Source organism: Janthinobacterium lividum (genome assembly GCF_034424625.1).
GTDB classification, from domain to species: domain Bacteria; phylum Pseudomonadota; class Gammaproteobacteria; order Burkholderiales; family Burkholderiaceae_D; genus Janthinobacterium; species Janthinobacterium lividum.
The window spans coordinates 260,264-284,979 of the sequence record NZ_CP139976.1; the positions used below are offsets into that span (position 1 = coordinate 260,264).

Here is a 24,716-nt window from a genome sequence, read left to right on the forward strand (position 1 = left end):
TCATGCGCGCCGGGCTGCCTGGCGTAGACTATTTTCGAGGTTCACCATGCAACACACACCACGCTTGAGCGCGCTGTCGCTCGCCCTTGCCAGCCTGTTCAGCTTTTCCGCCCACGCCGCCGAGCCTGCCGAAGCCAGTGCCGATACTGCACCGCAAGACATGCAAAAGGTGGAAGTCACCTCCGCCCATTTAAAAAGCGCCCGCATCGAGCTGTCGCCAAAAGTCGGCACCACCATCTACAGCATCGACAGCCACATGGTCGACATGCTGGGCCAGGGCGACAACACGCCATTCAATGAAGTACTGCTGCGCCTGCCGGGCGTATCGCAGGATTCGAAGGGTTCCGGCGCCCTGCACGTGCGCGACGACCATGCCAACGTGCAATACCGCATCAATGGCGTGCAGTTGCCGGAAAGCATCAGCGGCTTCGGCCAGTCGATCGATACGCGCCTGATCGACAAGACGGATTTCATGACGGGCGCCTTGCCGGCCCAGTTCGGCCTGCGTACGGCGGGCATTGTCGATATTGAAACGAAGGAGGGCGGCATGACACCTGGCGGGCGCATCGGCATCATGGTCGGCAGCCACGACCATGTGGAGCCGAGTGCCGAATTTTTCGGCAGCGTGGGCAAGTTTAATTACTACCTGTCCGGCAGCTATCTGGGCAATTCCCTGGGCGTGGAAAACCCGCAGGATACGCGCAGCGCCCTGCACGACAAGACGCGCCAGAACAAATCGTTCGGCAGCCTGTCGTATTTCCTCGACGACAATACGCGCCTGGGCGCCATGTTCGGCACCTACAACGGCCGCTTCCAGATACCGAACAATCCGGATCAGGCGCCCGCCTTCTCGCTGGCTGGCCACAGCGATGCGCAGGCGGGCACGTCCAGTATCCCGTCGTCGCAGCTGAATGAAAACCAGCGCGAAGTGAACCGCTTCCTCGTGCTGTCGCTGCAAAAGAGCCTGGGCGACCTCAATTACCAGGTTTCCGCCTTCCACCAGTATTCGGAACTGCACTTCACGCCGGATGCCATCGGCGACCTGATCTACAACGGCGTGGCATCGGATTCGCGCCGCGCGAACAGCGCCTCGGGTGCCCAGTTCGACATCAGCTACAAATTGCACCAGGACCACACCGTGCGCGCGGGCCTGGCCTACACGCGCCAGAAGACGACCAGCGACAACACGGTGGCCGTCTTCCCCGCGATGGACGGCGCGCAAACGTCGACCACACCCATCACGGTACTGGACAACAGCGGCAAGACGGGCACGCTGGCCAGTTTCTACCTGCAGGATGAATGGCATATCAGTAAACCCCTGACCCTGAACTATGGCGCCCGCTTCGACAAGGTCTCGGCCTACACCAGCGAGCAGCAATGGAGCCCGCGCGTCAACCTGGCGTATCAACTGGCGCCGGGCACGGCCCTGCACGCCGGCTATTCGCGCTACTTCACGCCGCCGCCGCAGGAACTGGCGGCGCAAGGCAGCATCGACCTGTATGCGAACACGACGAATGCGCCGGAAATCGGCCAGTCGGACAACGTCAAGGCCGAGCGCACGCACTACTACGACGTCGGCATCAGCCACCAGGTCAACTCAAAACTGACCGTGACGGCCGATGTGTACTATAAAAAGATCAACAATCTGCTGGACGAAGGCCAGTTCGGCCAGGCGCTGATCTTGACGCCATTCAACTATGCGGACGGCTACGCCAAGGGCCTGGAATTGTCGGCCATTTACAGCGAGAAAAACTGGGGCCTGTTCCTCAACGCCAGCACGCAAAAGGCGCAGGGCCGCAACATCAATTCGGGCCAGGCCCTGTTTGGCGCCGATGAGTTGAACTACATCAGCAAGAACTATGTCTACCTCGATCATGACCAGAAATACACGCTATCGGGCGGCGGCCATTATCACTTTGGCGATTCGCAAGTGAGCGCTGACTTCCTTTACGGCAGCGGCCTGCGCATGACGCCGGACGGCGGCGCACCGAATTCCGGTCATCTGCCCGGTTATTTCACCGTCAACACAGCGCTTACGCACACGTGGAAAAATACGCCCGTCGGCAAGGTCGAGGGACGTCTGGCCTTGATCAACCTGTTCGATAAATCGTATCTGCTGCGCGACGGTTCCGGCGTGGGCGTAGGCGCACCGCAATACGGCGCCCGCCGCAGTTTCTATGCCGGCTTGTCCACAAGCTTCTAAGAGTTACGCGCGAAGACAGCGGCAGGGAGCAACGCCTGCCGCTGTCGGTTGCCGTCAGAGTAGCCGTTATCCCCAGGCGATGGCCGCCTGGCCATGCGCTTGCAGGTAAGCATTCGCCAGGCTGAATGGCTTGCTGCCAAAGAAACCTTTACTTGCCGACAAGGGAGACGGATGGGGCGCCGCCAGCACCAGGTGCTTGCCGGGGTCGATCAGGCTGCGCTTGGCTTGCGCGTAGCCGCCCCACAGGATGAAAACCAGGTGCTCGCGCTCGGCGGACAGGTGGCGGATCGCGCTGTCCGTCAATTTCTCCCACCCCTTGGCCGCGTGCGAACCGGCCGTGCCCGCGCGCACCGTCAGCACACTGTTGAGCAAAAATACCCCTTGCTCGGCCCAATCGGACAAATCCGTACGCGTGCGCACCACGCCTGCGTCGCTATGTAATTCCTTGAAGATATTCTGCAGGCTCGGCTGCGACGGCTTGCCTTCGGGAATGGAAAAACACAGGCCCATGGCCGCACCGGGCGTGTGATACGGGTCTTGTCCCAGGATCACCACCTTGACTTGCTCGAACGGCGTCAGGTCGAACGCCCGGAAGATGGTTTTCCCCGGCGGACAACACGGCCCTGCCGCATACTCTTCCTTCACGAAGGCGGCCAGGCGTTCCCAGTAAGGCTGGGCAAACTCGCCCTCCAGCCGCGCCTTCCACGATGCGTCGATGCGTACGTCCATGCCTCACCTCATCACTTATCCGTCAATCATGCTTTTTCAGCATGCCAGTATAGGACGCTCAGCCGCATGAGGTGGACACGATACATACAGGCAAAAAAAAGCCGCCCAGCTCTGCAGCGGGCGGCTTTGATGTGGCGCAAAGGGCTTAGAAATTCAGCGCCGATTCCACGCCGGCGCTGTGCGCCTGTTCATCCGCGTGGTACGAGCTGCGCACCATGGCGCCCACGGCAGCGTGGGTGAAGCCCATCTTGTACGCTTCTTCCTCGAACATTTTAAAGACGTCCGGGTGCACGTAGCGGCGCACGGGCAAGTGGCTGTTCGATGGCGCCAGGTATTGGCCGATGGTCAGCATGTCGATGTCGTGCTCGCGCATGTCGCGCATGACTTGCAGGATTTCCTCGTCCGTCTCACCCAGGCCCACCATGATGCCGGACTTGGTTTTCACGTCCGGGTACATGGCCTTGAAATCTTTCAGCAGCTTCAGCGAGTGCATGTAGTCGGAGCCGGGACGGGCTTCCTTGTACAGGCGCGGCGCCGTTTCCAGGTTGTGGTTCATGACGTCAGGCAAGCCATCCTTGAACAGGTTCAGGGCTTTTTCCAGGCGGCCGCGGAAGTCGGGCACCAGCACCTCGATACGGGTGTTCGGCGACAGGGCGCGCGTTTGCTGGATGCACTCGACGAAATGGCCGGCGCCGCCGTCGCGCAAGTCATCGCGGTCGACGGAGGTGATGACGACGTAGTTCAGACGCAGCTTGGCGATGGTTTTCGACAGGTTGGCCGGCTCTTCCTTGTCCAGCGGGTCCGGGCGGCCATGGCCGACGTCGCAGAACGGGCAGCGGCGCGTGCACTTGTCGCCCATGATCATGAAGGTGGCCGTGCCCTTGCCGAAACATTCGCCGATGTTCGGGCAGCTGGCTTCCTCGCACACGGTGACGAGTTTGTTTTCGCGCAGGATGTCCTTGATTTCATAGAAGCGCGTCGATGCCGAGGCGGCCTTGACGCGGATCCAGTCCGGCTTTTTCAAGCGCTCGACTTGCTCGATCGGAATGATCTTGATCGGGATGCGCGAAGTCTTGCTGGCGCCTTTTTGCTTTTCGCTCGGGTTGTACGCGGGAGCGGCAGTAGCGGCGGGGGCGGTGCTGGAAATGGTCTCAGAAGTCATGGCTGCAAGCCCTTGAGGGGCAAAGTTTGGTTTGTTTGCTCAGGCATCCGCTGCCTGAGGCGCGCCTGCGGCGCTGTTTGCTTCGCTTACATCGAGTAATACGGTCAATTCATGGGCCAGGGCCCGCTGCACCTCGGCCAGCGGCACCACGACGCCCATGCTGCGCATGTCCACCGTCTTCAGGCCGGAATAGCCGCACGGGTTAATCCAGGAAAACGGCGCCAGGTCCATCGCCACGTTGAGCGATACGCCATGGTAGGTGCAGCCGTTGCCGCGCACTTTCAAGCCCAGCGCGGCGATCTTCGCACCCTTGTCTGGTCCGCCGGCAAGATAGATGCCAGGCGCGCCATCGATGCGCTCGCCAGCGAGATTATACGCCGCCAGCACGTTGATGATGGCTTGCTCGATTTTATGCACGAACTGGCGCGCATACAGCTTGCCGCCCGGCTTGTTGCGGCGCAAGTCCATCAGCAGGTAAATCACCACCTGGCCGGGACCGTGGAACGTGACTTCGCCGCCACGGTCCGTCTGCACCACGGGGATCGCGTCAGCTCCCGCCAGCAAATGGCCGCGGTCGGCAGCCAGGCCCAGGGTGAACACGGGCGGATGCTCGACGATCCACAATTCGTCGCGCGTCTCCGTCGTGCGCGCGTCGGTGAAGGCGCGCATGGCGGCAAAGGTGGGCTCGTAATCGACGCGGCCCAGCTCGCGGATCAGCGCCGTTTCGGTGCGGGTGGTGGTCATGACGGATTCTGTAATCAGCTGCCGGCGCCCTGCGGACGCTGCGGCGAAGCCGTGATTATAAGCCAGGCAGCCGTTTCATTCCGGGACGGACTCTGGCAACAGCAGCAATCTGCCCATTTTTTGTGCAGCATGGCGTATCTGGGCCGCATTCAGGGCCGTGTAGCCGAGCAGCACGGCCGGCGCCAGCTTGGCGCTATGGCAAAAATCGCCGAGCGGCTGCAGCGCCAGCCCCTCTTGCGCCGCGCGCGCGCAAAATGCCCGCTCGTCGCTGCCTGGCGGCAGCCACAGCACGCAATGAAAGCCCGCCTGCTGGCCGGAAATGGCGTAGCGGCCGGGGGCGGTCTGCTCGAGGCAGGCCAGCAGCAGGTCGCGCCGCTCCTTGTAGGCCAGCCGCGCCTGGCGCAAATGGCGCACGAAAGCGCCGTCTTCCATCCAGGCGGACAGCGCCAGTTGCTCCGTCACGCCCACGGACCTGCCCGTCAACTGCAGGGTGCGCAGCAACTGCGGGCGCAAGGCGGGCGGCAGCACCATGAAGCCCACGCGCAGGCCGGCAAACAGGGTCTTGTTGAAACTGCCACAGTAAATCACGCGCTGGTACTGGTCCAGCGCCTTCAGGGCTGCCAGCGGGGCGCTCTGGTAATTGAATTCGCTGTCGTAATCGTCTTCCACCACCCAGGCGCCGCTGTCGTTCGCCCATTCCAGCAAGGCCAGGCGGCGCGTGACGGACATGGTCACGCCCAGCGGTGACTGGTGCGCCGGCGTCACATACGCGAGGCTGGCGTCCGCATGCGCGGCCAGGGCGGCGCAATCGATGCCTTCGGCGTCGACGGCAATGTCCACCGGCACGGCACCGGCCAGGGCGAACAGGGCGCGCGCGGCCGGGTAGCCCGGTTCTTCCAGGCACACCTTGTCGCCATCGCGCACGATGCTGCGCGCCAGCAAGTCGATCGCGTGGCGGATGCCGGTGGTGACAACGATGTCCTGCGGGTCGCAGCGGATGCCGCGGTACTTGGCAAGGAAATCGGCGATCTGCTGGCGCAGCTGGGGCAGGCCGGCCGGATCGGCGCTGCACAGCTGTTCCGGCGTGGCGGCGGCCAGGGCCCGCGTGGCGCACTTGGACCAGGCGGCCATGGGAAACAGGCTGGCGTCGGCGCGCCGCGCCACGAAGGGCAAGCCGTCGCGCACCCCCGTATCGGACACCGGTATCGGCGCGGAAAATGTCCCGGCTGGGGTGGCATCCGCAAATCCTGCCATCAAGAAGCGTTCCGGCACGACGGCGCACACGCGCGTGCCGGAACCGGGCACGCGCGTCACGTACGCTTCCGCATGCAGGCGGTCGAACACGGTTTCGATGGTGCCGCGCGACAACTCCCACCGTTCCGCCAGGGTGCGGCTGGACGGCAAACGGCTGCCCGCCGGCAGCATCTTCGTCAGGATGGCCGAGCGCAGCGCTTCATACGCGCCATCCTGCTTGTTGACGCCCGCCTTGTCGAGCCAGCTGGTGGGACGAGGCAAGTCCAGGGCGTGTGGTGATTTTCCTCGCGGCATGATAATCGTCCAAGTGGTCCAATGAGTTTTCTGATGACTGGCACTTCGCATTACACCACAAACATTCTACTCTCACCGTTCCGGTGCGCCAGCGGGGCGCACGCTTGCATGGATCGTGTAAAACAATGCAGAAACAAATCGCTTTATGGGCCTGGGGCGGCATCGTGCTGCTGCTGGTCTGCCTGTCGCGCATCAGCATCGACATCTATCTGCCTTCGCTGCCGGCCATGGCCGATGCCCTGCACGCCAGCGATGCACAGTTGCAACTGACCCTGAGCCTGTTCATGGCCGGCTCGGCCGCTTCGATGCTCGCTTGCGGGCCGCTGGCCGACCGTTACGGGCGCCGCCCCGTGCTGCTGGCCGGCACGGGCATTTTTGTGCTCGCCAGCATCGTCTGCACCGTGACGTCCGACGTGCACGTGCTGATCGCCGCGCGCGTGCTGCAGGCGTTCGGCGGCTGCAGCGGCACCATCATCGGCCGGGTGATGGTGCGCGACCGCTTCGATCCCGCCACGCAGGCGCGCATGCTGGGGCAAATCTCGATGGTGATGGGCTTGTCGCCGATCCTGGCGCCGCTGGCCGGCAGCGTGCTCGATGCGGCATTCGGCTGGCGCGCCGTGTTTGGCGTGCTGTGCCTGCTGGGCGCGCTGTCGCTGTGGCTGATCGCCGCGTATGTTCCGGAAACCAGGCCGGCCAGCGTCGTGCCACAGGGCAATACCCTGGCGCTGTACCGCCGCCTGCTGGGCGACGCGTATTTCCTGCGCTATGCGCTGGCCATCGGCTGCGTGTACTGCACGTATTTTCCGTTCATCGCGGAATCGTCCGTGCTGTTGCAAAGGGGCATGCACCTGTCGCCCGGCGCGTATGCGCTGGTGTTCGGCCTGACGGTGAGCGGCTATATCGCGGGGTCGAGCCTGTTCCGCGCGCTGGGACCGCGCCTGGGCGCCGATTACATGCTGGGTGTGGCGGTGCTGATCAATGTGGCGGGCGCGGCCAGCCTGTTGCTGGCGGGTAGTCTGGCGCCGCAGCACGTGGCGTCGCTGGTGGTGCCCATGCTGCTGGTGATGGTGTCGGTGGGCATGGCCATCCCGGCCTGCCAGCTGGCCGTGCTGCAGCCGTATGGCGATCAGGCGGGCAGCGCCTCGGGCCTGTTCTTCTTCGTGCAGATGGCCATCACGGCCGCCTGCGGCGCCGTCATCGCCGCCATCACGGATGGCAGCGAAAAGCCGCTGCTGTGGGTAACGGCGGCGGCCAGCGCGGCCTTTGCCCTCGTGTGGCGGCTGACGAAACGCCAGCCCGCCAGGGCAACAGCATGTCTTACATGACGATCTTGACCATCGGGTGGCCCGACAGCGCCATGTACAGGGCGTCGAGCTGCTCGCGGCTGATGGCGCGCACGGTGACGGTCAGGCCCGTGTAATTGCCCTTGCCCGATGGGCGCTCTTCCATGCGGCCGGCGTGGAAGGTCGGATCGTGGCTGATGACCAGTTCCAGCATGGTCGGCGCGAAGTCGACATGCGTCGGGCCCATGATCTTGATGGGAAAGTCGCTCGGGTATTCGATCAGCGATTCGCTGGGAGGAATCGTCACTTCGGTGGGTGGGGTGGTTTGCATGGGAAATCCAATCAGTGCCGGTCAGAACAGACGGCGCAGCGCATAGCGCGCGGCGGCTGCATAAAAACGTATTGTAGCCAACTTTGAGGGCGGCTGCGCCCGTTGCGATGACACGCACGGCACGGCAAAAAAAAAGCCAGCTGGGTAAGCTGGCGAAAAACTATTTCGTTTGGACAAAATAGCCGGAAAATCGGTGCTGTCACTTGGAGGATAAGCAGTGGTCGTACTGTAGACAAACCACGGCGGCTTTACCTCCGGTATGTGACGAACTGCGCATTTTGCGGCTTGAACGTCGATACGGCGCGACAGACGGCACGGCCGTCAGCGCTCCACTTCCTGCATCCGGCCATTGCGGCCGGGGTTGCCGCGCTCATGGTTGCGCTCACGCGGCGGCATCGGGCGCTCGGCACTGCGCGCCTCCTGTGGCGCACGCGCGGCAGGCGCAGGCATGGCTGGCGGCGGCGCCGTTTGCAGCACTTCGCGGCGGGGGCCACGTTCCGCGCGGTCCGGGCGCGGCGCATCAAATTGGCGCTCCATGACGGGGCGCGGCAGTGGCCGTTCGGCACGGGGCCGCTGCTCGCCACGCCAGCCGGGGTGCGCCACCTGGTCTTGCACGGGTGGCAAAGCCGGCATCGCCGGCATCACGGGCTGGGGCGGCACCGGCGGCTGTTGCGGCTGTACCGGCACGGGTGGGCGGTTCGGCTGCATGGGACGGGGCGCCATATGCGTCTGGCCATCGTCCGTCTGCAAGCGGCCAGGGCGGTTGACCCAGTCGCGCCGGAACTCCCTGTCGCCGCGCGGCGCATCGGAAGGACGCTGCCAGTTGCCCGCCGGCGCAGGCGCCGTGCTCAACGGCAAGCTTTGCATGACGGGCGGCGGCATGGTGGTGCGGTTGCGGCGCGGCACGTCGACCGTGCGCGCGCCGCCAAAACGCTCGCCCGGCAGCATCGTCATGCCTGCACGGCGTTCGCGTTCGCCCGCCACAGGGCGGCGCCCTTCGGCGACGCGGTTGATGCGGCGTTCATACTCGGCGCTGGCGCGGTAGCCGGGCACGTAGCGTTCGTGCGGCGACAGGGGAAACCAGCCGACGCCAGGGCGCTGGCCATGCTGCGAACCGCGATCAGGCCTGCCGCCGACCCAGCCCACCAGGGCCGGCGCCCAGGGCACGCGGCCGCGCTCGCGCCCCGGCGCCCAGCCCCAGCGGTGGCCCAGCAGCACCCAGCGGCCGTAGTGCGAGGGCGCATAGCCCCACGGCGCATTGTCCACCCAGGTCCAGCCCCACGGCGCGATCCACGTCCAGCGCCCGTCGCTGTACGGCGCCCAGCCGGCCGGCACCGTGCTCGGCAGCCACAAGGGGCCGTATTCCGCGTCATCCTGCCAGGCACCGTAGCGGTCCAGCTCTTCATAGCCGGTGGTATCGTCCGTGACATAGCGCAAGGCCGGCGCGGCGGCGGGCAAGGCTTCGGGCCAGTTGTCGAAGGCGATCCTCTGCAAGGCGCCCGTGCGCAATTCCTCGTCCGTCAGCTCGGCGCGCTTGCCGGCGCGCAAGGTCACGCTGCCCGTCGCCCCATCCACGTCGGCCGCACCGTCGAGCACGCTGACGACGCTGGTGCCGGGCTGGCGCCCCGCCTCGATGCGCACCCAGCCCGGCTGGCTCAGGATCACGCGGGCCTGGGCCGTGGTCAGCTCGAAGCCGCGCAGCGCGTCGGGATTGCGCACGCGCACGCTGACCGTGCCATAGCTGAGATGCAATTTGAAACTGTCTTCATCGAGCTCGCTCACTTCCAGCTCGGAATCGCCATCGAGGCGCACGGCGGCCGCGCCCACGCGCAACTCCGCCAGCGCGCCGCGCTGGGTTGTCAAACGGTTATCCGTGGTGACGGGCCAGTTCAGCAGGGCGTTTTGCGCCTCGCCATCGCCGGCGCGCACCAGCACCTGCCCTTCGACGGTGGAAATGCGCCCCACGCGGGCGGGCGGGTCCTGCGCCAAGGCCAGGGAGCACGCCGACGACAGCAGCACGGCGCACACGGTGTTCAAGAAGGGGGAAGACAGGATCGGACGCATGGCGCGCTCCAGGCAGGACGGACAGAGATGAAAGGTAGACAACACCCCGATTACAGTCCTATCGGGCGCGCCTCGCAAGCGGGCTTACAAATGTTTGCAACTTGATCTGGCTCAGGATGCCGCCTGGCCACCGCGCTTGACGAAGAACAAGGCCGTGCCGACAGCCATCAGCAAGCCGCCAAAGAAGCGGTTCTGCTTTTTCACGGCCCTGGCATCGCGGAAAAAGCGCTGCATCGACGAAGCCAGGAAGGCGTAGCTGTGCATGACGACCTGATCGATCGTGCACATGGTGACGGCCAGGATCAGCAGTTGCGGCAGCAGGGGCGCAGCTGGGCTGATGAATTGCGGCAATACCGCCACCATGAAAATGATGCCTTTCGGATTCGTCACATTGGTCAAAAAACCCGTCAGCACGCGCCGGCCCATGGAGGGCACCACGGCGTCGGCATGCAGGTCGCCCGTCACCGCCACCTTGGCGCGCCACTGCGACAGGCCCAGGTAGATCAGGTACAAGGCGCCCACCGTCTTGACGATATTGAAGGCCACTTCGGAGGCCAGCAGCAGGGAACCGACGCCGGCGCCGGCGATGCCCAGTACCACCAGCAGCCCCAGCTGCAGGCCGAGAATGGTGGCGCTGGCCTTTTTCACCCCGTACGACAGGCCGTGCGACATCGACAGCACGGCGCCCGAGCCGGGCGAGACGGCGATGATGGAGGCGGCGATGACAAAGGTGATCCAGGTGGCGAAGTGCATGCGGTTTCCAAAAAATGGTGACGATGAACAATTTTAACCCGCTCAGTGCGGCCTTGCCGGCCCGCCCTGAGGTAAGATCGCACTCACACACCTCCTTGCCGTACAACCAAGAATAACATCATGAAAAACAACACTTTCCTCGCTCCGCCATGCCCTGCCACCTCCGTGGGAGCGCGCTGAGATGGCCGGCTCCAGCCTGCTGGCCCTGCTCGACGACATCGCCAGCATCCTCGACGACGTTTCCCTGATGACCAAGGTGGCCGCCAAGAAGACGGCCGGCGTGCTCGGTGACGACCTGGCCCTGAACGCGCAGCAGGTGGCCGGCGTGCGCGCCGAGCGCGAACTGCCCGTCGTGTGGGCCGTCGCCGTCGGCTCGCTGAAGAACAAGGCCATCCTCGTGCCCGCCGCGCTGGCCATCAGCGCATTCGCGCCATGGGCCATCACGCCGCTGCTGATGGTGGGCGGCGCCTATCTGTGCTTCGAAGGCTTCGAAAAGATCGCGCACAAGTATCTGCACCCGGACGACAGCCACAAGGCCGAGCTGGCACAGGCGCTGCGCGACCCGCAGGTCGACCTCGTCGCGCTGGAAAAGGACAAGATCAAGGGCGCCATCCGCACCGATTTCATTTTGTCGGCGGAAATCATCGTCATCGCCCTGGGCACGGTGGCCGCGGCCACCTTCGCCGAGCAGGTGGCTGTCGTCGTCGGCATCGCCCTCCTCATGACGGTGGGCGTGTACGGCCTGGTGGCGGGCATCGTCAAGCTCGATGACGCGGGCTTTTACCTGGCGGCGCGCAAGGGCGCGGGCGCGCTGATGGATGGCGTGCGCGGCTTTGGCCGCATGCTCGTGTCGGCGGCGCCGAAACTGATGAAATTTCTCTCCATCGTGGGCACCCTGGCCATGTTCATGGTCGGTGGCGGCATCCTGACGCACGGCTGGCCGTGGGCCAGCGCCATGCTGCACCATGCGGAAGCAGCCGTCGGCGGCGTGGCCGGCATCGGCCCCGTGCTGGCCGCCGTCACGCCCAGCCTGATCAACGCGGTGGCCGGCCTCATCGCCGGTGGCCTGGTGCTGGCCGGCGTCACGGCCGTGTCGGCTTTATTGCGCATGGTCAAGCCGAGCAAATAAACTTTCTGGTCTGATGGGACGGCAGGCACATCCGTGCCTGCCGCCCCGGCCATGCCGGCGGCGCTTGCCTGCCCATGGAGACCCTATGCAGACTTCCCCCATCCAACGTCCCAGCAGCGCCTTTATCGGCGCTTCCTGGGCGGCATTGCTGATCGGCATCGTCACCTACCTGTCCGGCCTGTGGAACGCCGGCATGGCCCTCAACGAGAAGGGCTATTATTTTACGATCCTCATGTACGGCCTGTTCGCCGCCATCTCGCTGCAAAAATCCGTGCGCGACCGCGCCGAAGGCATCGCCGTGACGGGGATTTACTTTGGCCTGTGCTGGATTTCCGTGCTGCTGGCCTTGCTGTTATTGACTGTGGGCCTGTGGAACGCTAATCTGCAAAATAGCGAGAAGGGTTTCTATGCCATGGCATTCCTGCTGAGCCTGTTTGCCGCCGTGGCCGTGCAAAAGAATGTGCGCGACGTGGCGCGCGCCTCGCCCGCCGAGGCGCCGGGAACTTAAATAGCAGCAGTGCGTCTATTCCTGTATCCATGTCGGGAGAGGATGATGGGCGACCAGCAGAAACGTTTACAGATGGCACTAGAGGCGGCGCACATGGCGATCTGGGATTCGCGCATCGTCGATGGCCAGGTCATCGACGGCACGGTCAGCTGGTCGGCCAAGGGCGCCACCTTGCTGGGCCTGGAAGAGCGCGCGCTGACGCAGCCATTTCGCAGCTTTCTCGACTGCGTGCACACCGGCGACCGCGGCAAGGTGATCAAAGTGCTGCAGGACGGCGTGCGCCGGGGCGGCGGCTACGCCCTGCAATACCGCGTCGTCTGGCCCGATGGCAGCGAACACTGGCTGGCGGCCAAGGCGCACGTCTTCGCCGATGCCGGCGGGCAACCCGAACGCACTCTGGGCATCATCTGGGATATCACCGAGCACATGGCACGCGAACTCATGATCGCCGAGCGCAAGGAACTGGCCGAAGTAACGCTCAGCTCCATCGGCGACGGCGTCATCACCACCGATCCGCAGGGCAAGACGCGCTACCTGAACCGCGTGGCCGAGCAATTGACGGGCTGGAGCAACGACATGGCGCGGGGCCTGGACATCGGACTGACCATGCCGCTGGCCGACGAACGCACGGGCGAAGCGCTCGAGCACGTGGCCATGCGCTGCCTGCAACAGCGCCAGGCCATCGGCATTTCCCCCCGCTCGCAACTGATCACGCGCGACGGCCGGCGCATCGCCGTCGAAGAATCGGCCGCGCCCATCTGGTCGCGCGACGGCGAGATCCTCGGCGCCGTCGTCGTGTTCCGCGACGTCAGCCACGAGCGCAAGCTGAGTCAGCAACTATCGTGGCAAGCCACGCACGACGCCCTGACGGGGCTGATCAACCGGCGCGAATTCGAACACCTGGTGGCCGGCGCCCTGCACACGGCCAAGCAGGATGGCCACATGCATGCGCTGCTGTACCTGGACCTGGACCAGTTCAAGGTCATCAACGACACCAGCGGCCACGGCGCCGGCGACGTGCTGCTGCAGCTGCTGGCCAAGATGCTGCAGGCGCGCATGCGCGACAGCGACATCCTGGCGCGCCTCGGCGGCGATGAACTGGGCGTGCTGCTGCCGCACTGTCCGCTCGAGCATGCGCGCCAGATCGGCGAACAGCTGCGCCAGTCCATCCGCGATTTCCGTTTCGCCTGGGATAACCGCAGCTTCGAGCTGGGCGTGAGCATCGGCATCGTGGAAATCAATCAGGACAGCAAGTCCATGAGCGAGCTGCTGAGCGCCGCCGACCAGGCTTGCTACCTGGCCAAGGAGCAGGGCCGCAACCGCATCCATGTCTACCAGGAGTCGGACGTCATGCTGGCGCAGCGGCATGGCGAAATGCTGTGGATCTCGCGCCTGAACGAAGCGTTCGCGCACGATTATTTCCGCCTGTACGCCATGCCCATCGTGCACCTGCACGACAGCCCGGAACACCACGACGAAGTGCTGATCCGCATCCACAACAGCCAGGGCGACCTGATCTTGCCAGGCGCCTTCATTCCGGCCGCCGAACGCTACGACATGATGCTGTCCATCGACCGCTGGGTCATCCGTGCCGTCTGCCACCATATCCAGAGCGTGCGCGACAGCCTGCCGCCTTTGGCCGCGCTGGCGGAAAGCCGGCGCCGCGCACCGGCCCTGTATTCCGTCAACCTGTCGGGCATGTCGCTGGCCGATGCCGGCTTGCATGACTACATCACCGAGCAGTTCGTAGAATTCGCGATTGCCCCCGAACAAATCTGCTTTGAAATCACGGAAACGGCCGTCATCGCCAACCTGCCCAAGGCGCAGGTGTTCATGCGCCAGCTCAAGGCCCTGGGCTGCCGCTTTTCGCTCGATGACTTCGGCAGCGGTTTTTCCTCGTTCGGCTACCTGAAGGCCCTGCCCGTCGACTATTTGAAGATCGACGGCGTCTTCGTGCGCGACATCGCCACCAATGCCATCAACCGCGCCATGGTCAAGGCCATCAATGAGGTGGGCCACGTGATGGGCTTGAAAACGGTGGCCGAATACGTGGAAGACGACGCCACCCTGGCCGTCATCCGCGAACTGGGCATCGACTACGCGCAAGGCTACGCCGTGGGCAGCCTGCGCCCCCTGACAGCGGGTATCGATTAGCCGCTGCCGACAACCAGTGCCTTTAAAACAATGCCGCATTGCTATCGCTAAATGCGTGCAAGCACGACCAATCTGGAGGATTTTGATCTACATCAATAAATTTGCGCAGGCGACTCCTTACACTGATCTCCATTCTTGCAATCGTGCAAGTCTTACTCACCAATTGCTTGTTTAACTGATCAGGAAGCCGCGACCATGCGACAAAATTTGCCAGTGACTAACCGTGAAGTCCTCGTCCTGGACGATCAGGCCATCGTGTCGAAAACGGATATGAACGGCAATATCGTATATGTGAACCCCTACTTCAGCCAGGTCAGCGGCTTCAGCGAGGCAGAGCTGCTCGGTTCGCCCCAGAACATCGTGCGCCACCCGGACATGCCGGCCGAAGCGTTTGCCGACCTGTGGGCCTCGATCCAGGCCGGCACGCCGTGGACGGGCCTGGTCAAGAACCGCTGCAAGAACGGCGACTTTTACTGGGTGCGCGCCAACGTCACGCCCATCCGCGAAGCGGGCAAGACCATCGGCTACATGTCCGTGCGCGTGAAAGCGGACAAGGACCAGGTCAAGGCGGCCGAAGAAGCCTATGCGGCCATCCGCAACAAGGAAGGCGGCAACATCGTCATCAAGAACGGACAGATCGTGCGCCCGGGCCTGGCGCACCTGCTGCACAACCTGACGCACATGTCGCTCAACCTGCGCATCTGGGCCGCCACCTCCATCGTCAACTGTCTGCAGCTGCTGGTGTGCGTCATCAGCTTGTTCGCCAGCGGCGGCAAGATCACCAATTACGCCATCTTCGGCGCCACCCTGTTCGGCTTCCTGATCAACGTCTTCCTCTGGTACACCTTGCGCATGTCCGTGCTCAAGCCGCTGGGCAAGGCCCTGAACGGCGCGCGGGCCATTGCCGCCGGCGACCTGTCGGGCAGTTTTGAAACGGAAAGCACGGATGAAGTGGGGCAACTGCTGCGCGCGCTGCAACAGATGAACAGCAACCTGATCGCCACCATCCGCGACGTGCGCATCAACGTGGAAACCATGGCCGTGGCCACCAAGCAAATCGCCGTCGGCAATATGGACCTCTCGGGCCGCACGGAATCGCAGGCCGCCAGCCTGGAAGAGACGGCCTCGAGCATCGAGGAATTCTCGTCGACCGTGAAACAGAATGCGGACAACTCGGTGCAGGCAAATGAACTGGCCGTGGCCGCCTCGAAAGTGGCCGTGCAGGGCGGCGAGATCGTTTCCGAAGTGATCACCACCATGGACGAGATCAACACCTCGTCGAAGAAAATCGTCGACATCATCGGCCTGATCGAAGGCATCGCCTTCCAGACCAACATCCTGGCCTTGAACGCGGCCGTGGAAGCGGCGCGCGCAGGCGAACAGGGCAGGGGCTTCGCCGTTGTGGCGGGCGAAGTGCGCAACCTGGCGCAGCGCTCGTCCGTGGCAGCCAAGGATATCAAGCAACTCATTGAAATTTCCGTCGGCAAGGTGGGCGCCGGCATGCTGCAGGTGAACCGCGCCGGCGCCACCATGGAACAAGTGGTCAGCTCCGTCAAGCAGGTGACGGCCATCATGCAGGAAATTTCCATCGCTTCGCGCGAACAGAGCATCGGCGTCGACCAGGTCAACCAGGCCATCGCCCACATGGACCAGGTGACGCAGCAGAATGCGGCACTGGTGGAAGAAGCCGCCGCGGCCGCCACGCGCCTGGCGGAAGAAGCAGCCAGCCTGTCGCAAGCCGTGAGCCTGTTCAATTTCGGCAAGATGCCGCCACCGCGCCGCGTCGCCATGCCTGGCGGCAAATCGGGTGCTGCGGGCGCCGCGAACGCCGGCAAACCCGCCATGAAACGCCTGGCCGCCTAAACCTTTCAAGACTTCATACACACCATGCCTACACTACTCAGCAGTGCTTCCGCCGACCTGGACGCCGTCGTCGAATTCGACCCGGTCATCATCGGCAAGATGAGCCAGTCCGGCCCGCGCTACACGTCCTATCCGACCGCCGACCGTTTCAATGCGGAATTTGGCTACGGCAACTTCCTCGAAGCGCTGGCCGCCTTGCGCATGCGCGGCGGCCGCCGTCCGCTGTCGCTGTACGTGCATGTGCCGTTCTGCGACACCCTGTGCTACTACTGCGCCTGCAACAAGATCATCACGAAAGACCGCAGCAAGGCCGCTACCTACCTCAGCTATCTGAAACAGGAAATCGCCATGCAGGGCAAACTGTTTGCCGGCATGAACCAGATCGAGCAGCTGCATTTCGGCGGCGGCACGCCCACTTACCTGAGCGAAAAGCAGATGGACGAACTGATGGCGCATCTGCGCCAGCATTTCGAGTTTGCTTCCGATGAAGACGGCGAATATTCGATCGAGATCGACCCGCGCACCGTGTCGCGCGAGCGCGTATTTTCGCTGCGCGCGCAAGGTTTCAACCGCATCAGCCTGGGCGTGCAGGATTTCGACGCCGACGTGCAAAAGGCCGTCAACCGCATCCAGCCGGAAGCGGAGACGGTGGCCATCATGCAGGCCGCGCGCGACGCGGGCTTCCGCTCGATCAGCATCGACCTGATCTACGGCTTGCCCAAGCAAAGCCTGGACACCATGACGGAAACCTTGCGCAAGGTCATTTCCGCCAGCCCCGACCGCATCGCCCTGTATCACTACGCGCACATGCCGCACCTGTTCAAGCCGCAGCGCCGCATCCTCGACGCCGACATGCCCGACAGCGCCACCAAGCTGGCCATGCTGGGCCTGTGCATCGCGCGCCTGACGGCCGCCGGCTATGTCTACATCGGCATGGACCATTTCGCCAAGCCGACGGACGATCTGGCCGTGGCGCAGCGCCAGGGCCGTTTGCACCGCAACTTCCAGGGCTATTCCACGCGCGCGGAAGCGGACCTGATCGCCTGCGGCGTGTCGGCCATCAGTTCCGTCGGCGCCGTCTACAGCCAGAATGAAAAGACGCTCGACGCGTACTATGAAAAGCTCGACGAAGGCGTGCTGCCGATCGCGCGCGGCATCAAGCTCGATACGGATGATTTGTTGCGCCGTATCATCATCCAGATGCTGATGTGCAATTTCGAATTGTCGATCGCCAGCATCGAGCAAGCGCACCCCGTCAAATTCCGCAGCTATTTCGCCGCCGAACTGGACAAGCTGCGCGAACTGGCGCGCGATGGCTTGCTCGTCATCGAGGAAGACTGGCTGACGGTGACGCCGAAAGGGCGCTTGCTGATCCGCAATATCTGCATGGTCTTCGACCGCTACCTGACCCTGGCGCGCGCCAACACGGCGCCCGACGCCGTGCAGCCGCTGCGCTACTCGAAAACGGTGTAGCGCAGCGCGATGAATGCCCTCAGCCTCGTGCCCATGTTCCTGGTCGGCCTGGCCGGCAGCGTGCACTGCATCGGCATGTGCGGCGGCATCGTCGGCGCCTTGTCGCTGGGCGGGGGCGCGGCGCCCGTGCGCCCCGTCATTTCCATCGCCGTGGCGCGCCCCGCATTGCAGACCAGCGTGCAAGCGAACGTGCTGCGCGTGCTGGCGTACAACGGCGGGCGCATAGGCAGCTATATGCTGGCCGGCGCCATGGCCGGCAGCCTGGCGGGCGCCGGCATGCTGCACGTGGCGTCATTGCAGGTGGCCGGCTACTGGCTGGCCAACCTGATGCTGGTGGCTTTGGGGCTGTACCTGATGGATGCCTGGCGCGGCCTGGCCCATCTGGAAGCGGCAGGCAATGTCGTCTGGCGCCGCGTGCGCCCCCTGCTGAAACCGCTGATGCCGATGGATACGCCATTCAAGGCGCTGGCCGTGGGCGGCCTGTGGGGCTGGGTGCCGTGCGGCATGGTCTACAGCGCGCTGCTGACGGCCATGATGCAAGGTTCTGCCCTGAACGGCGCGGCCGCCATGGCCGCCTTCGGCCTGGGCACCCTGCCCACCCTGCTGGGCATGGGCTTGCTGGGCACGCGCTTGCGCACGCAGATGCAGCGCCGTCCCGTGCGCATCGCCAGCGGCTTGCTGGTGCTGGGCTTTGGCTTGCTGGGCCTGCTGCGCGCCGCGAATGGCGTATCGCTGGGCTGGCTCGACGCCCTGTGCGTCACGGGCCATCCATGAACAGACGCATGAAACCAAACCTATGAATGCTGTTTTACAACCCTCCGCCTGCTTCCATTGCGGCTTGCCCGTCCCGAGCGGTTCCAGCTGGAACGTCACCATCGACGACGTGCCGCGCGCCATGTGCTGCCCCGGCTGCGAAGCGGTGGCGCAAACCATCGTCGACATCGGCCAGAGCGCGTACTACCGCGACCGCGATGAATACGCCGTCAACGCCTTTGATGCCACCCTGATGCCGCCCGAGCTGCGCCTGTACAGCAATGACGATGCGCAATTCGCGCGCGACGCCAGCAGCTGCGAAGCGACGCTGTCCGTCGAAGGCATCCGCTGCGCCGCCTGCGTCTGGCTGATCGAGCGCCAGCTGACGCGCCTGCCCGGCGTGCAGGCAGCCAGCCTGAACGTCGCCACGGAGCGCCTGTACGTGCGCTGGAGCCGCGCCGAATGCGAGCCGGGCGACATCCTGCAAGCCGTGCGCCAAGTCGGCTATACGGCCTATCCGTATGATGCCGTGCGCCATGGCGAGCGCCTGCAAAAGGCCAGCAAGACCCTGGGCCGCCAGCTGTTCGTGGCCGGCCTGTCGATGATGCAGGTGATGATGTACGTGGCGCCCGCCTACCTGGCCGAGGATGGCACGCTGGACGACAATATGGCCAGCCTGATGCGCTGGGCCAGCCTGCTCCTGACCCTGCCGGCCATCTGCTATTCAGCCATGCCGTTTTTCCAGGGCGCCTGGGCCAGCCTGCGCGCGCGCACCCTGGGCATGGACGTGCCCGTGGCGCTGGGCATCCTGGCGGCCTTCTTCGGCAGCGTGGTGGCGACCTTTACGGGCCGCGGCGAGGTGTATTACGACTCGGCCACGATGTTCATCTTCCTCTTGCTGTGCAGCCGCTATTTCGAGCTGCAGGCGCGCCGCAAGGCCGCCTCGGCCCTCGAGCGCCTGCAGCACGCCTTGCCCGCCTCCGCATCGCTGATGGCGGGCTTCCCGGACAACCGCGCCACCACGCTGGTGCCGGCCGGCAGCCTGGCCGTCGGTGACGTCATCCTGGTGAAACCGGGCGAGGCGATTGCCGCCGACAGCATCATCGTCGAAGGCACGAGCGCGCTCGATTTATCGCTGCTGACGGGCGAGAGCGCGGCGCAGCGCAGGAAAACCGGCGAGCGGGTGCCGGGCGGGGCGATCAACGCCAGCGCGGCGCTCATCTTGCGCGTGCTGAAACCGGCGCGCGAAAGCACCCTGTCCGACCTGTTGAAACTGATCGAACGGGCCGGCAGCGGCAAGCCGCAGATCGCGCAGTGGGCCGACAAGGTCGCCGCCTGGTTCGTGCTGGGCTTGCTGCTGTTTGCCATCGCCGTGTTCGCCTTCTGGAGCTGGCACGACCCGTCGCAGGCGTGGCCCGTGGCCATCGCCGTGCTGGTCGTCTCGTGCCCCTGCGCGCTGTCTCTCGCCACGCCGACGGCGCTGGCGGCGGCCACCGACAGCCTGCTGCGGCGCGGCGTGCTGATCGTCCAGCCGCATGTGCTGGAAACCCTGCACCGCGCCACCCACATCGTCTTCGACAAGACGGGAACCTTGACCCTGGGCCGGCCCGTGCTGCGGCAAATCGAGGGACTCGGCAGCATGAGCGAGGACGCTTGCCTGCAGGTGGCCGCCGCGCTGGAAGCGGGCAGCGCCCATCCGCTGGCGCAGGCCATCCTGGCAGCGGCAGAAGGGTTGCCAATACAGCAGCCGCGCGCACATGTAGAGCACTTGCAGGAAGTGCAGGGCCAGGGACTCGAAGGCGTGATCAATGGCGTGCGCTACCGTCTGGGCAACGCGGCCTTTGTCGCCGCCATCGCCGGGCCGCCGCTGGGCGACACGGCCGTCGGCATGCAGGGCATGACGCCGCTGTACCTGGGTGCGCAGGGGCGCTGGCTGACGCGCTTCTTACTCAGCGATGCGCTGCGCCCCGAGGCGCGCGACGTGGTCGCGTACTTCCACCGGCGCGGCAAGCAGGTCGTGCTGCTCAGTGGCGACCAGGAAGCGCTGACGCAAAGCGTGGCGACGGAACTGGGCATCAACACGGCGTGCGGCGAATGCCTGCCCGATGAAAAGCTCGATTTCGTGCAGCAGTTGCAGGCGACGGGCGCCGTGGTGGCGATGGTGGGCGACGGCATCAACGACGCCGCCGTGCTGAGCGGTGCCGACGTGTCCTTCGCCATGGGTTCCGGCGCCGCGCTGGCGCAGGCGCATGCGGATACCGTGCTGCTGTCGAGCCAGTTGGTGTCCGTGCTCGACACGGCGAAAACGGCCGCGCGCAGCATGCGCATCATCCGCGAAAACCTGGGCTGGGCTACCCTGTACAATCTGACAGCCATCCCGGCCGCCGCGCTGGGTTTCCTGAACCCCTGGCTATCCGGCGTCGGCATGGCTGCCAGCTCGGCCGTCGTCATCGCCAACGCCCTGCGCCTGCGGAAAGCCTGAACATGGAAGCACTCTACCTCCTGATCCCCTTGAGCGTCGTGGTCGTCTTCATCGCCCTGTGGGTGTATTTCACGGCCTCGGACGGCGGCCAGTTCGACGACCTCGTCGGACCGGGCCTGCGCGTGCTGCAGGACGACGATACGACGGCCAAGCCGGCGCCCGGCGAACCGCATCCCTGATTTCACCCGCCCGGATTGCCGGGATCTTGCATGGCTTATTTGACCGAAATATCACTTTATTTCGATGCCAGTTCGCTACGCTTATTTCATCCGGGGAATTTTGATCCACATCAAAGTTTTTTCGCGGTCAAACACTTACTCTCTGGCCACCATCATAAATAGTAATTCCAGGGAGAGTCTTTGTGGATCAATCGCTGAACTATAACTACAAGATCGTGAAGCAATTCGCGGTCGCTACTGTGGTATGGGGCATCATCGGCATGCTGGTTGGCGTTATCATCGCCGCTCAGCTGGCCTGGCCTGCCCTGAACCTCGACATACCATGGCTGACATACGGACGCTTGCGTCCGCTGCACACGAATGCGGTGATTTTCGCCTTCGGCATCTGCGGCCTGTTCGCTACTTCGTACTACGTTGTCCAGCGCACCTGCCAGGTGCGCCTGTTTTCCGACAAACTGGCCGCCTTCACGTTCTGGGGCTGGCAAGCGGTAATCCTGTGCGCCGTCGTCACCCTGCCCTTGGGCATGACACGCGGCAAGGAATACGCCGAACTGGAATGGCCTATCGCCATCCTCATCGCCGTCGTCTGGATCGCCTACGCCATCGTGTTCTTCGGCACCCTGATCAAGCGCAAGGTCAAGCACATCTACGTGGCCAACTGGTTCTTCGGCGCCTATATCCTGGCCGTGACGATCTTGCACGTGGTCAATGGCGCCGTCATGCCAGCCTCGTTCACCAAGTCGTATTCCGCGTATGCGGGCGTGCAGGACGCGATGATCCAGTGGTGGTATGGCCATAACGCGGTGGGTTTCATCCTGACCGCCGGCTACCTGGGCATGGTGTACTACTTCATCCCGAAACAGGCCGAGCGCCCCGTGTACTCGTACCGTCTGTCGATCGTCCACTTCTGGGCGCTGATCTTCACCTACATGTGGGCCGGCCCGCATCACCTGCACTACACGGCATTGCCTGACTGGACGCAATCGATCGGCATGGTCTTCTCGCTGGTCCTCCTGGCACCAAGCTGGGGCGGCATGATCAACGGCATCATGACCCTGTCGGGCGCCTGGCACAAGCTGCGCACCGACCCGATCCTGAAATTCATGATCGTCTCGCTGTCGTTCTACGGCATCGCCACCTTCGAAGGTCCGATGATGTCGATCAAGACCATCAACTCGCTGTCGCACTACACCGACTGGACCGTTGCCCACGTGCATGCGGGCGCCCTGGGCTGGGTGGGCTTCATCACCATGGGTTCGATCTACTACCTGCTGCCGCGCCTGGCTGGCCGCACGCAGATGCACAGCACGCGCCTGGTCGACGTGCACTTCTGGGTGGCCACCATCGGCATCGTGCTGTACATCGCCGCAATGTGGATCGCCGGCGTGATGCAGGGCCTGATGTGGCGCGCGGTCAATCCGGACGGCACCCTGACCTACACCTTTGTCGAGAGCGTGAAAGCGACGTATCCGTACTACGTGGTGCGCGTGGCCGGTGGCCTGCTGTACCTGTCGGGTATGTGCATCATGGGCTACAACACCTGGATGACGCTGCGCGGCAGCAAACTCCCCGTCGCCCGCATTCCGGAACTGAACGCGGCGCACGCCTGATAGGAGCGAAAGCAAATGAAATTTTCACATGCATGGATTGAAAGAAACCCCTGGCTGCTGATCGCCCTGGTCACGGTGGTGATCAGCATCGGCGGCGCCGTCGAGATCGTTCCCCTGTTCTTCCAGAAGAGCACGACGGAGCCGGTCGCCGGCCTGAAGCCGTACTCGCCGCTGCGCCTGGCGGGCCGCGACATTTACGTGCGCGAAGGCTGCTACAACTGCCACTCGCAGATGGTGCGTCCGCTGCGCGCGGAAACGGAACGCTATGGCCACTATTCGGTCGCCGGCGAATTCGTCTACGACCGTCCGTTCCAGTGGGGTTCCAAGCGCACGGGCCCCGACCTGGCCCGCGTGGGCGCGCGCTACAGCGACGAATGGCACCGCACGCACTTGAACAACCCGCGCGACGTGGTGCCCGAGTCGAACATGCCGTCCTACCCCTGGCTGGCGAAGACCAAGCTGGTGCCTGACGAGATCATGCCGAAGATGCGCGCCCTGAAACGCCTGGGCCAGCCGTACAGCGATGAAGAGATCGCCGCCGGCCCTGCGCAGCTGCAGGACAAGACGGAAGAAGACGCCCTGGTCGCCTATCTGCAAGGCCTCGGTACATTAATCAAAACAAGGAATTAGCATGGCAATCGAAAACCTGTTTGACAGCGCCAGCAGCGTCATGACGGTGGTTTCCTTTACGACGTTCGTGGGCATCCTGTGGTGGACGTTCAGCCGCAGCAACAGCGACTTCGACGCGGCGGCACGCCTGCCGTTCGCCGACGACGCGCTCGACTATCCGGCCGAAGCCGAAATGACCCTGGCAAAGGAGCATAACCATGGCTGACTTTACCAATGGCTTCTGGAATATTTACATCATCGTGCTGTCCCTGCTGGGCATCATCGGCTGCGGCGTGCTGCTGTACTCGCAGTCGAAAATCAAAGTGGTCGAGGGCGCCCCTGCTGACGGCACCACGGGCCACGTCTGGGACGAGGATTTGAAGGAACTCAACACGCCGATGCCGCGCTGGTGGATGTGGTTGTTCTACATCACCATCGTCTTCTCCCTGGCGTACCTGTTCCTGTATCCGGGCCTGGGCAACTATGCCGGCAGCCTGGGCTGGAAATCGACGGGCCAGTACGAGGAAGAACTGAAGAAGGCGGAAGCCGACTACGGTCCCCTGTTCAACAAGTACCTGAGCCAGGACTTGAAGACGGTGGCCGCCGATCCGCAGGCGCAAGCCATCGGCCAGCGCCTGTTCCTGACCTACTGCGCGCAATGCCACGGTTCGGATGCACGCGGCAACAAGGGCTTCCCCAACCTGACCGACAAGGACTGGCTGTATGGCGGCGAACCCGACGTCATCAAGACCACCATCCTGCACGGCCGCAATGGGCAGATGCCACCGATGGGCGCCGCCCTGGGCTCCGAAAAGGATGTCGAGAACGTGGCCCATTATGTGCTGAGCCTGTCCGGCTCGACCTCGGATCCCGTCAAGTCCGTGCTGGGCAAGGCCAAGTTTGGCGCCTGCATGGCCTGTCATGGCGCCGATGCCAAGGGTAACCAGATGCTCGGTGCGCCGAACCTGACGGACAAGACCTGGCTGTACGGCGGCAGCGCCGATACCATCATGGAAACCGTACGCAAGGGACGCAGCAACACCATGCCGGCCTTCAGCGATTTCCTCGGCGAATCCAAGGTACACGTGCTGTCGGCGTATGTCTGGAGCCTGTCGAATCCGCAGGCGCCCGCAAAGTAA

At 64.1% G+C, this 24,716-nt stretch carries 21 protein-coding genes; 14 read left to right on the forward strand and 7 right to left on the reverse strand.

The genetic code is table 11. The features are described 5' to 3' along the window. Positions 1-46: 46 nt before the first annotated feature. Positions 47-2,203, forward strand: coding sequence for a TonB-dependent receptor (locus tag U0004_RS01080; RefSeq protein ID WP_070257893.1), 2,157 nt, complete (start codon positions 47-49; stop codon positions 2,201-2,203). A 66-nt stretch (positions 2,204-2,269) separates the two neighbouring features. Here the strand turns inward: U0004_RS01080 and U0004_RS01085 are convergent, their stop codons facing one another. The 4 genes from U0004_RS01085 to pdxR all read right to left on the reverse strand — a co-directional run bounded on the left by U0004_RS01085 (position 2,270) and on the right by pdxR (position 6,386). Further along, complete coding sequence (locus U0004_RS01085; protein ID WP_070257892.1) at positions 2,270-2,932, reverse strand: uracil-DNA glycosylase; 663 nt, start codon at positions 2,930-2,932, stop codon at positions 2,270-2,272. A gap of 145 nt (positions 2,933-3,077) precedes the next feature. Further along, a complete protein-coding gene (gene lipA, locus U0004_RS01090; protein ID WP_034782748.1) occupies positions 3,078-4,094 on the reverse strand; it encodes a lipoyl synthase in 1,017 nt (338 codons plus the stop codon). A gap of 39 nt (positions 4,095-4,133) precedes the next feature. Next, positions 4,134-4,838, reverse strand: a complete 705-nt coding sequence (gene lipB / locus U0004_RS01095) for a lipoyl(octanoyl) transferase LipB (RefSeq protein WP_070257891.1) — start codon at positions 4,836-4,838, stop codon at positions 4,134-4,136. Between the two features lie 75 nt (positions 4,839-4,913). Next, positions 4,914-6,386: a MocR-like pyridoxine biosynthesis transcription factor PdxR gene (gene pdxR, locus U0004_RS01100; protein WP_070257890.1), complete on the reverse strand. Its 1,473-nt coding sequence runs from the start codon at positions 6,384-6,386 to the stop codon at positions 4,914-4,916. Between the two features lie 125 nt (positions 6,387-6,511). Between pdxR and U0004_RS01105 the strand changes: the two genes are divergently transcribed. After that, entirely contained in the window at positions 6,512-7,711 is a 1,200-nt protein-coding gene (locus tag U0004_RS01105) for a multidrug effflux MFS transporter (protein ID WP_070257889.1), read from the forward strand. Here the strand turns inward: U0004_RS01105 and U0004_RS01110 are convergent. The 3 genes from U0004_RS01110 to U0004_RS01120 all read right to left on the reverse strand — a co-directional run bounded on the left by U0004_RS01110 (position 7,704) and on the right by U0004_RS01120 (position 10,817). Beyond that, a complete protein-coding gene (locus U0004_RS01110; RefSeq protein ID WP_070257888.1) occupies positions 7,704-8,000 on the reverse strand; it encodes a DUF493 family protein in 297 nt (98 codons plus the stop codon). The two genes, U0004_RS01105 and U0004_RS01110, sit on opposite strands and share 8 nt — an antisense overlap. A gap of 321 nt (positions 8,001-8,321) precedes the next feature. Further along, complete coding sequence (locus U0004_RS01115) at positions 8,322-10,064, reverse strand: DUF6600 domain-containing protein (RefSeq protein ID WP_070257887.1); 1,743 nt, start codon at positions 10,062-10,064, stop codon at positions 8,322-8,324. A gap of 111 nt (positions 10,065-10,175) precedes the next feature. Then, complete coding sequence (locus U0004_RS01120) at positions 10,176-10,817, reverse strand: LysE family transporter (RefSeq protein ID WP_070257886.1); 642 nt, start codon at positions 10,815-10,817, stop codon at positions 10,176-10,178. Positions 10,818-10,998: 181 nt separating this feature from the next. Here U0004_RS01120 and U0004_RS01125 point away from each other — a divergent pair, with 181 nt between their 5' ends. The 12 genes from U0004_RS01125 to ccoP all read left to right on the forward strand — a co-directional run bounded on the left by U0004_RS01125 (position 10,999) and on the right by ccoP (position 24,716). Continuing rightward, a complete protein-coding gene (locus U0004_RS01125; protein ID WP_070257885.1) occupies positions 10,999-11,946 on the forward strand; it encodes a DUF808 domain-containing protein in 948 nt (315 codons plus the stop codon). An 85-nt stretch (positions 11,947-12,031) separates the two neighbouring features. Next, positions 12,032-12,454, forward strand: coding sequence for an inner membrane protein YiaA (gene yiaA, locus U0004_RS01130; RefSeq protein WP_070257884.1), 423 nt, complete (start codon positions 12,032-12,034; stop codon positions 12,452-12,454). A 93-nt stretch (positions 12,455-12,547) separates the two neighbouring features. Further along, a complete protein-coding gene (locus U0004_RS01135; protein ID WP_231958474.1) occupies positions 12,548-14,608 on the forward strand; it encodes an EAL domain-containing protein in 2,061 nt (686 codons plus the stop codon). A 195-nt stretch (positions 14,609-14,803) separates the two neighbouring features. Continuing rightward, positions 14,804-16,471 (forward strand): methyl-accepting chemotaxis protein, encoded by a 1,668-nt coding sequence (locus U0004_RS01140; protein ID WP_034782732.1) that lies wholly within the window; start codon positions 14,804-14,806, stop codon positions 16,469-16,471. 24 nt (positions 16,472-16,495) lie between these two features. Continuing rightward, positions 16,496-17,944, forward strand: coding sequence for an oxygen-independent coproporphyrinogen III oxidase (gene hemN / locus U0004_RS01145; RefSeq protein ID WP_070257883.1), 1,449 nt, complete (start codon positions 16,496-16,498; stop codon positions 17,942-17,944). Between the two features lie 9 nt (positions 17,945-17,953). Then, positions 17,954-18,718 (forward strand): sulfite exporter TauE/SafE family protein, encoded by a 765-nt coding sequence (locus tag U0004_RS01150; RefSeq protein WP_070257882.1) that lies wholly within the window; start codon positions 17,954-17,956, stop codon positions 18,716-18,718. Positions 18,719-18,740: 22 nt separating this feature from the next. Next, positions 18,741-21,179, forward strand: coding sequence for a heavy metal translocating P-type ATPase (locus U0004_RS01155; RefSeq protein ID WP_070257881.1), 2,439 nt, complete (start codon positions 18,741-18,743; stop codon positions 21,177-21,179). 2 nt (positions 21,180-21,181) lie between these two features. Continuing rightward, positions 21,182-21,358 carry a cbb3-type cytochrome oxidase assembly protein CcoS gene (gene ccoS / locus U0004_RS01160; protein ID WP_034782725.1) on the forward strand — a complete coding sequence of 59 codons (177 nt, stop codon included), beginning with the start codon at positions 21,182-21,184 and terminating at the stop codon, positions 21,356-21,358. A 182-nt stretch (positions 21,359-21,540) separates the two neighbouring features. Continuing rightward, the gene (gene ccoN, locus U0004_RS01165) at positions 21,541-22,968 is read left to right on the forward strand and encodes a cytochrome-c oxidase, cbb3-type subunit I (RefSeq protein ID WP_034782722.1); all 1,428 of its coding nucleotides are present in this window, start codon (positions 21,541-21,543) and stop codon (positions 22,966-22,968) included. 15 nt (positions 22,969-22,983) lie between these two features. Then, entirely contained in the window at positions 22,984-23,598 is a 615-nt protein-coding gene (gene ccoO, locus U0004_RS01170; RefSeq protein WP_034782720.1) for a cytochrome-c oxidase, cbb3-type subunit II, read from the forward strand. Position 23,599: 1 nt separating this feature from the next. Beyond that, positions 23,600-23,803 (forward strand): cbb3-type cytochrome oxidase subunit 3, encoded by a 204-nt coding sequence (locus tag U0004_RS01175; protein WP_034782719.1) that lies wholly within the window; start codon positions 23,600-23,602, stop codon positions 23,801-23,803. Beyond that, positions 23,796-24,716, forward strand: a complete 921-nt coding sequence (ccoP, locus tag U0004_RS01180; RefSeq protein WP_070257880.1) for a cytochrome-c oxidase, cbb3-type subunit III — start codon at positions 23,796-23,798, stop codon at positions 24,714-24,716. Before U0004_RS01175 ends, ccoP begins: the two co-directional genes overlap by 8 nt.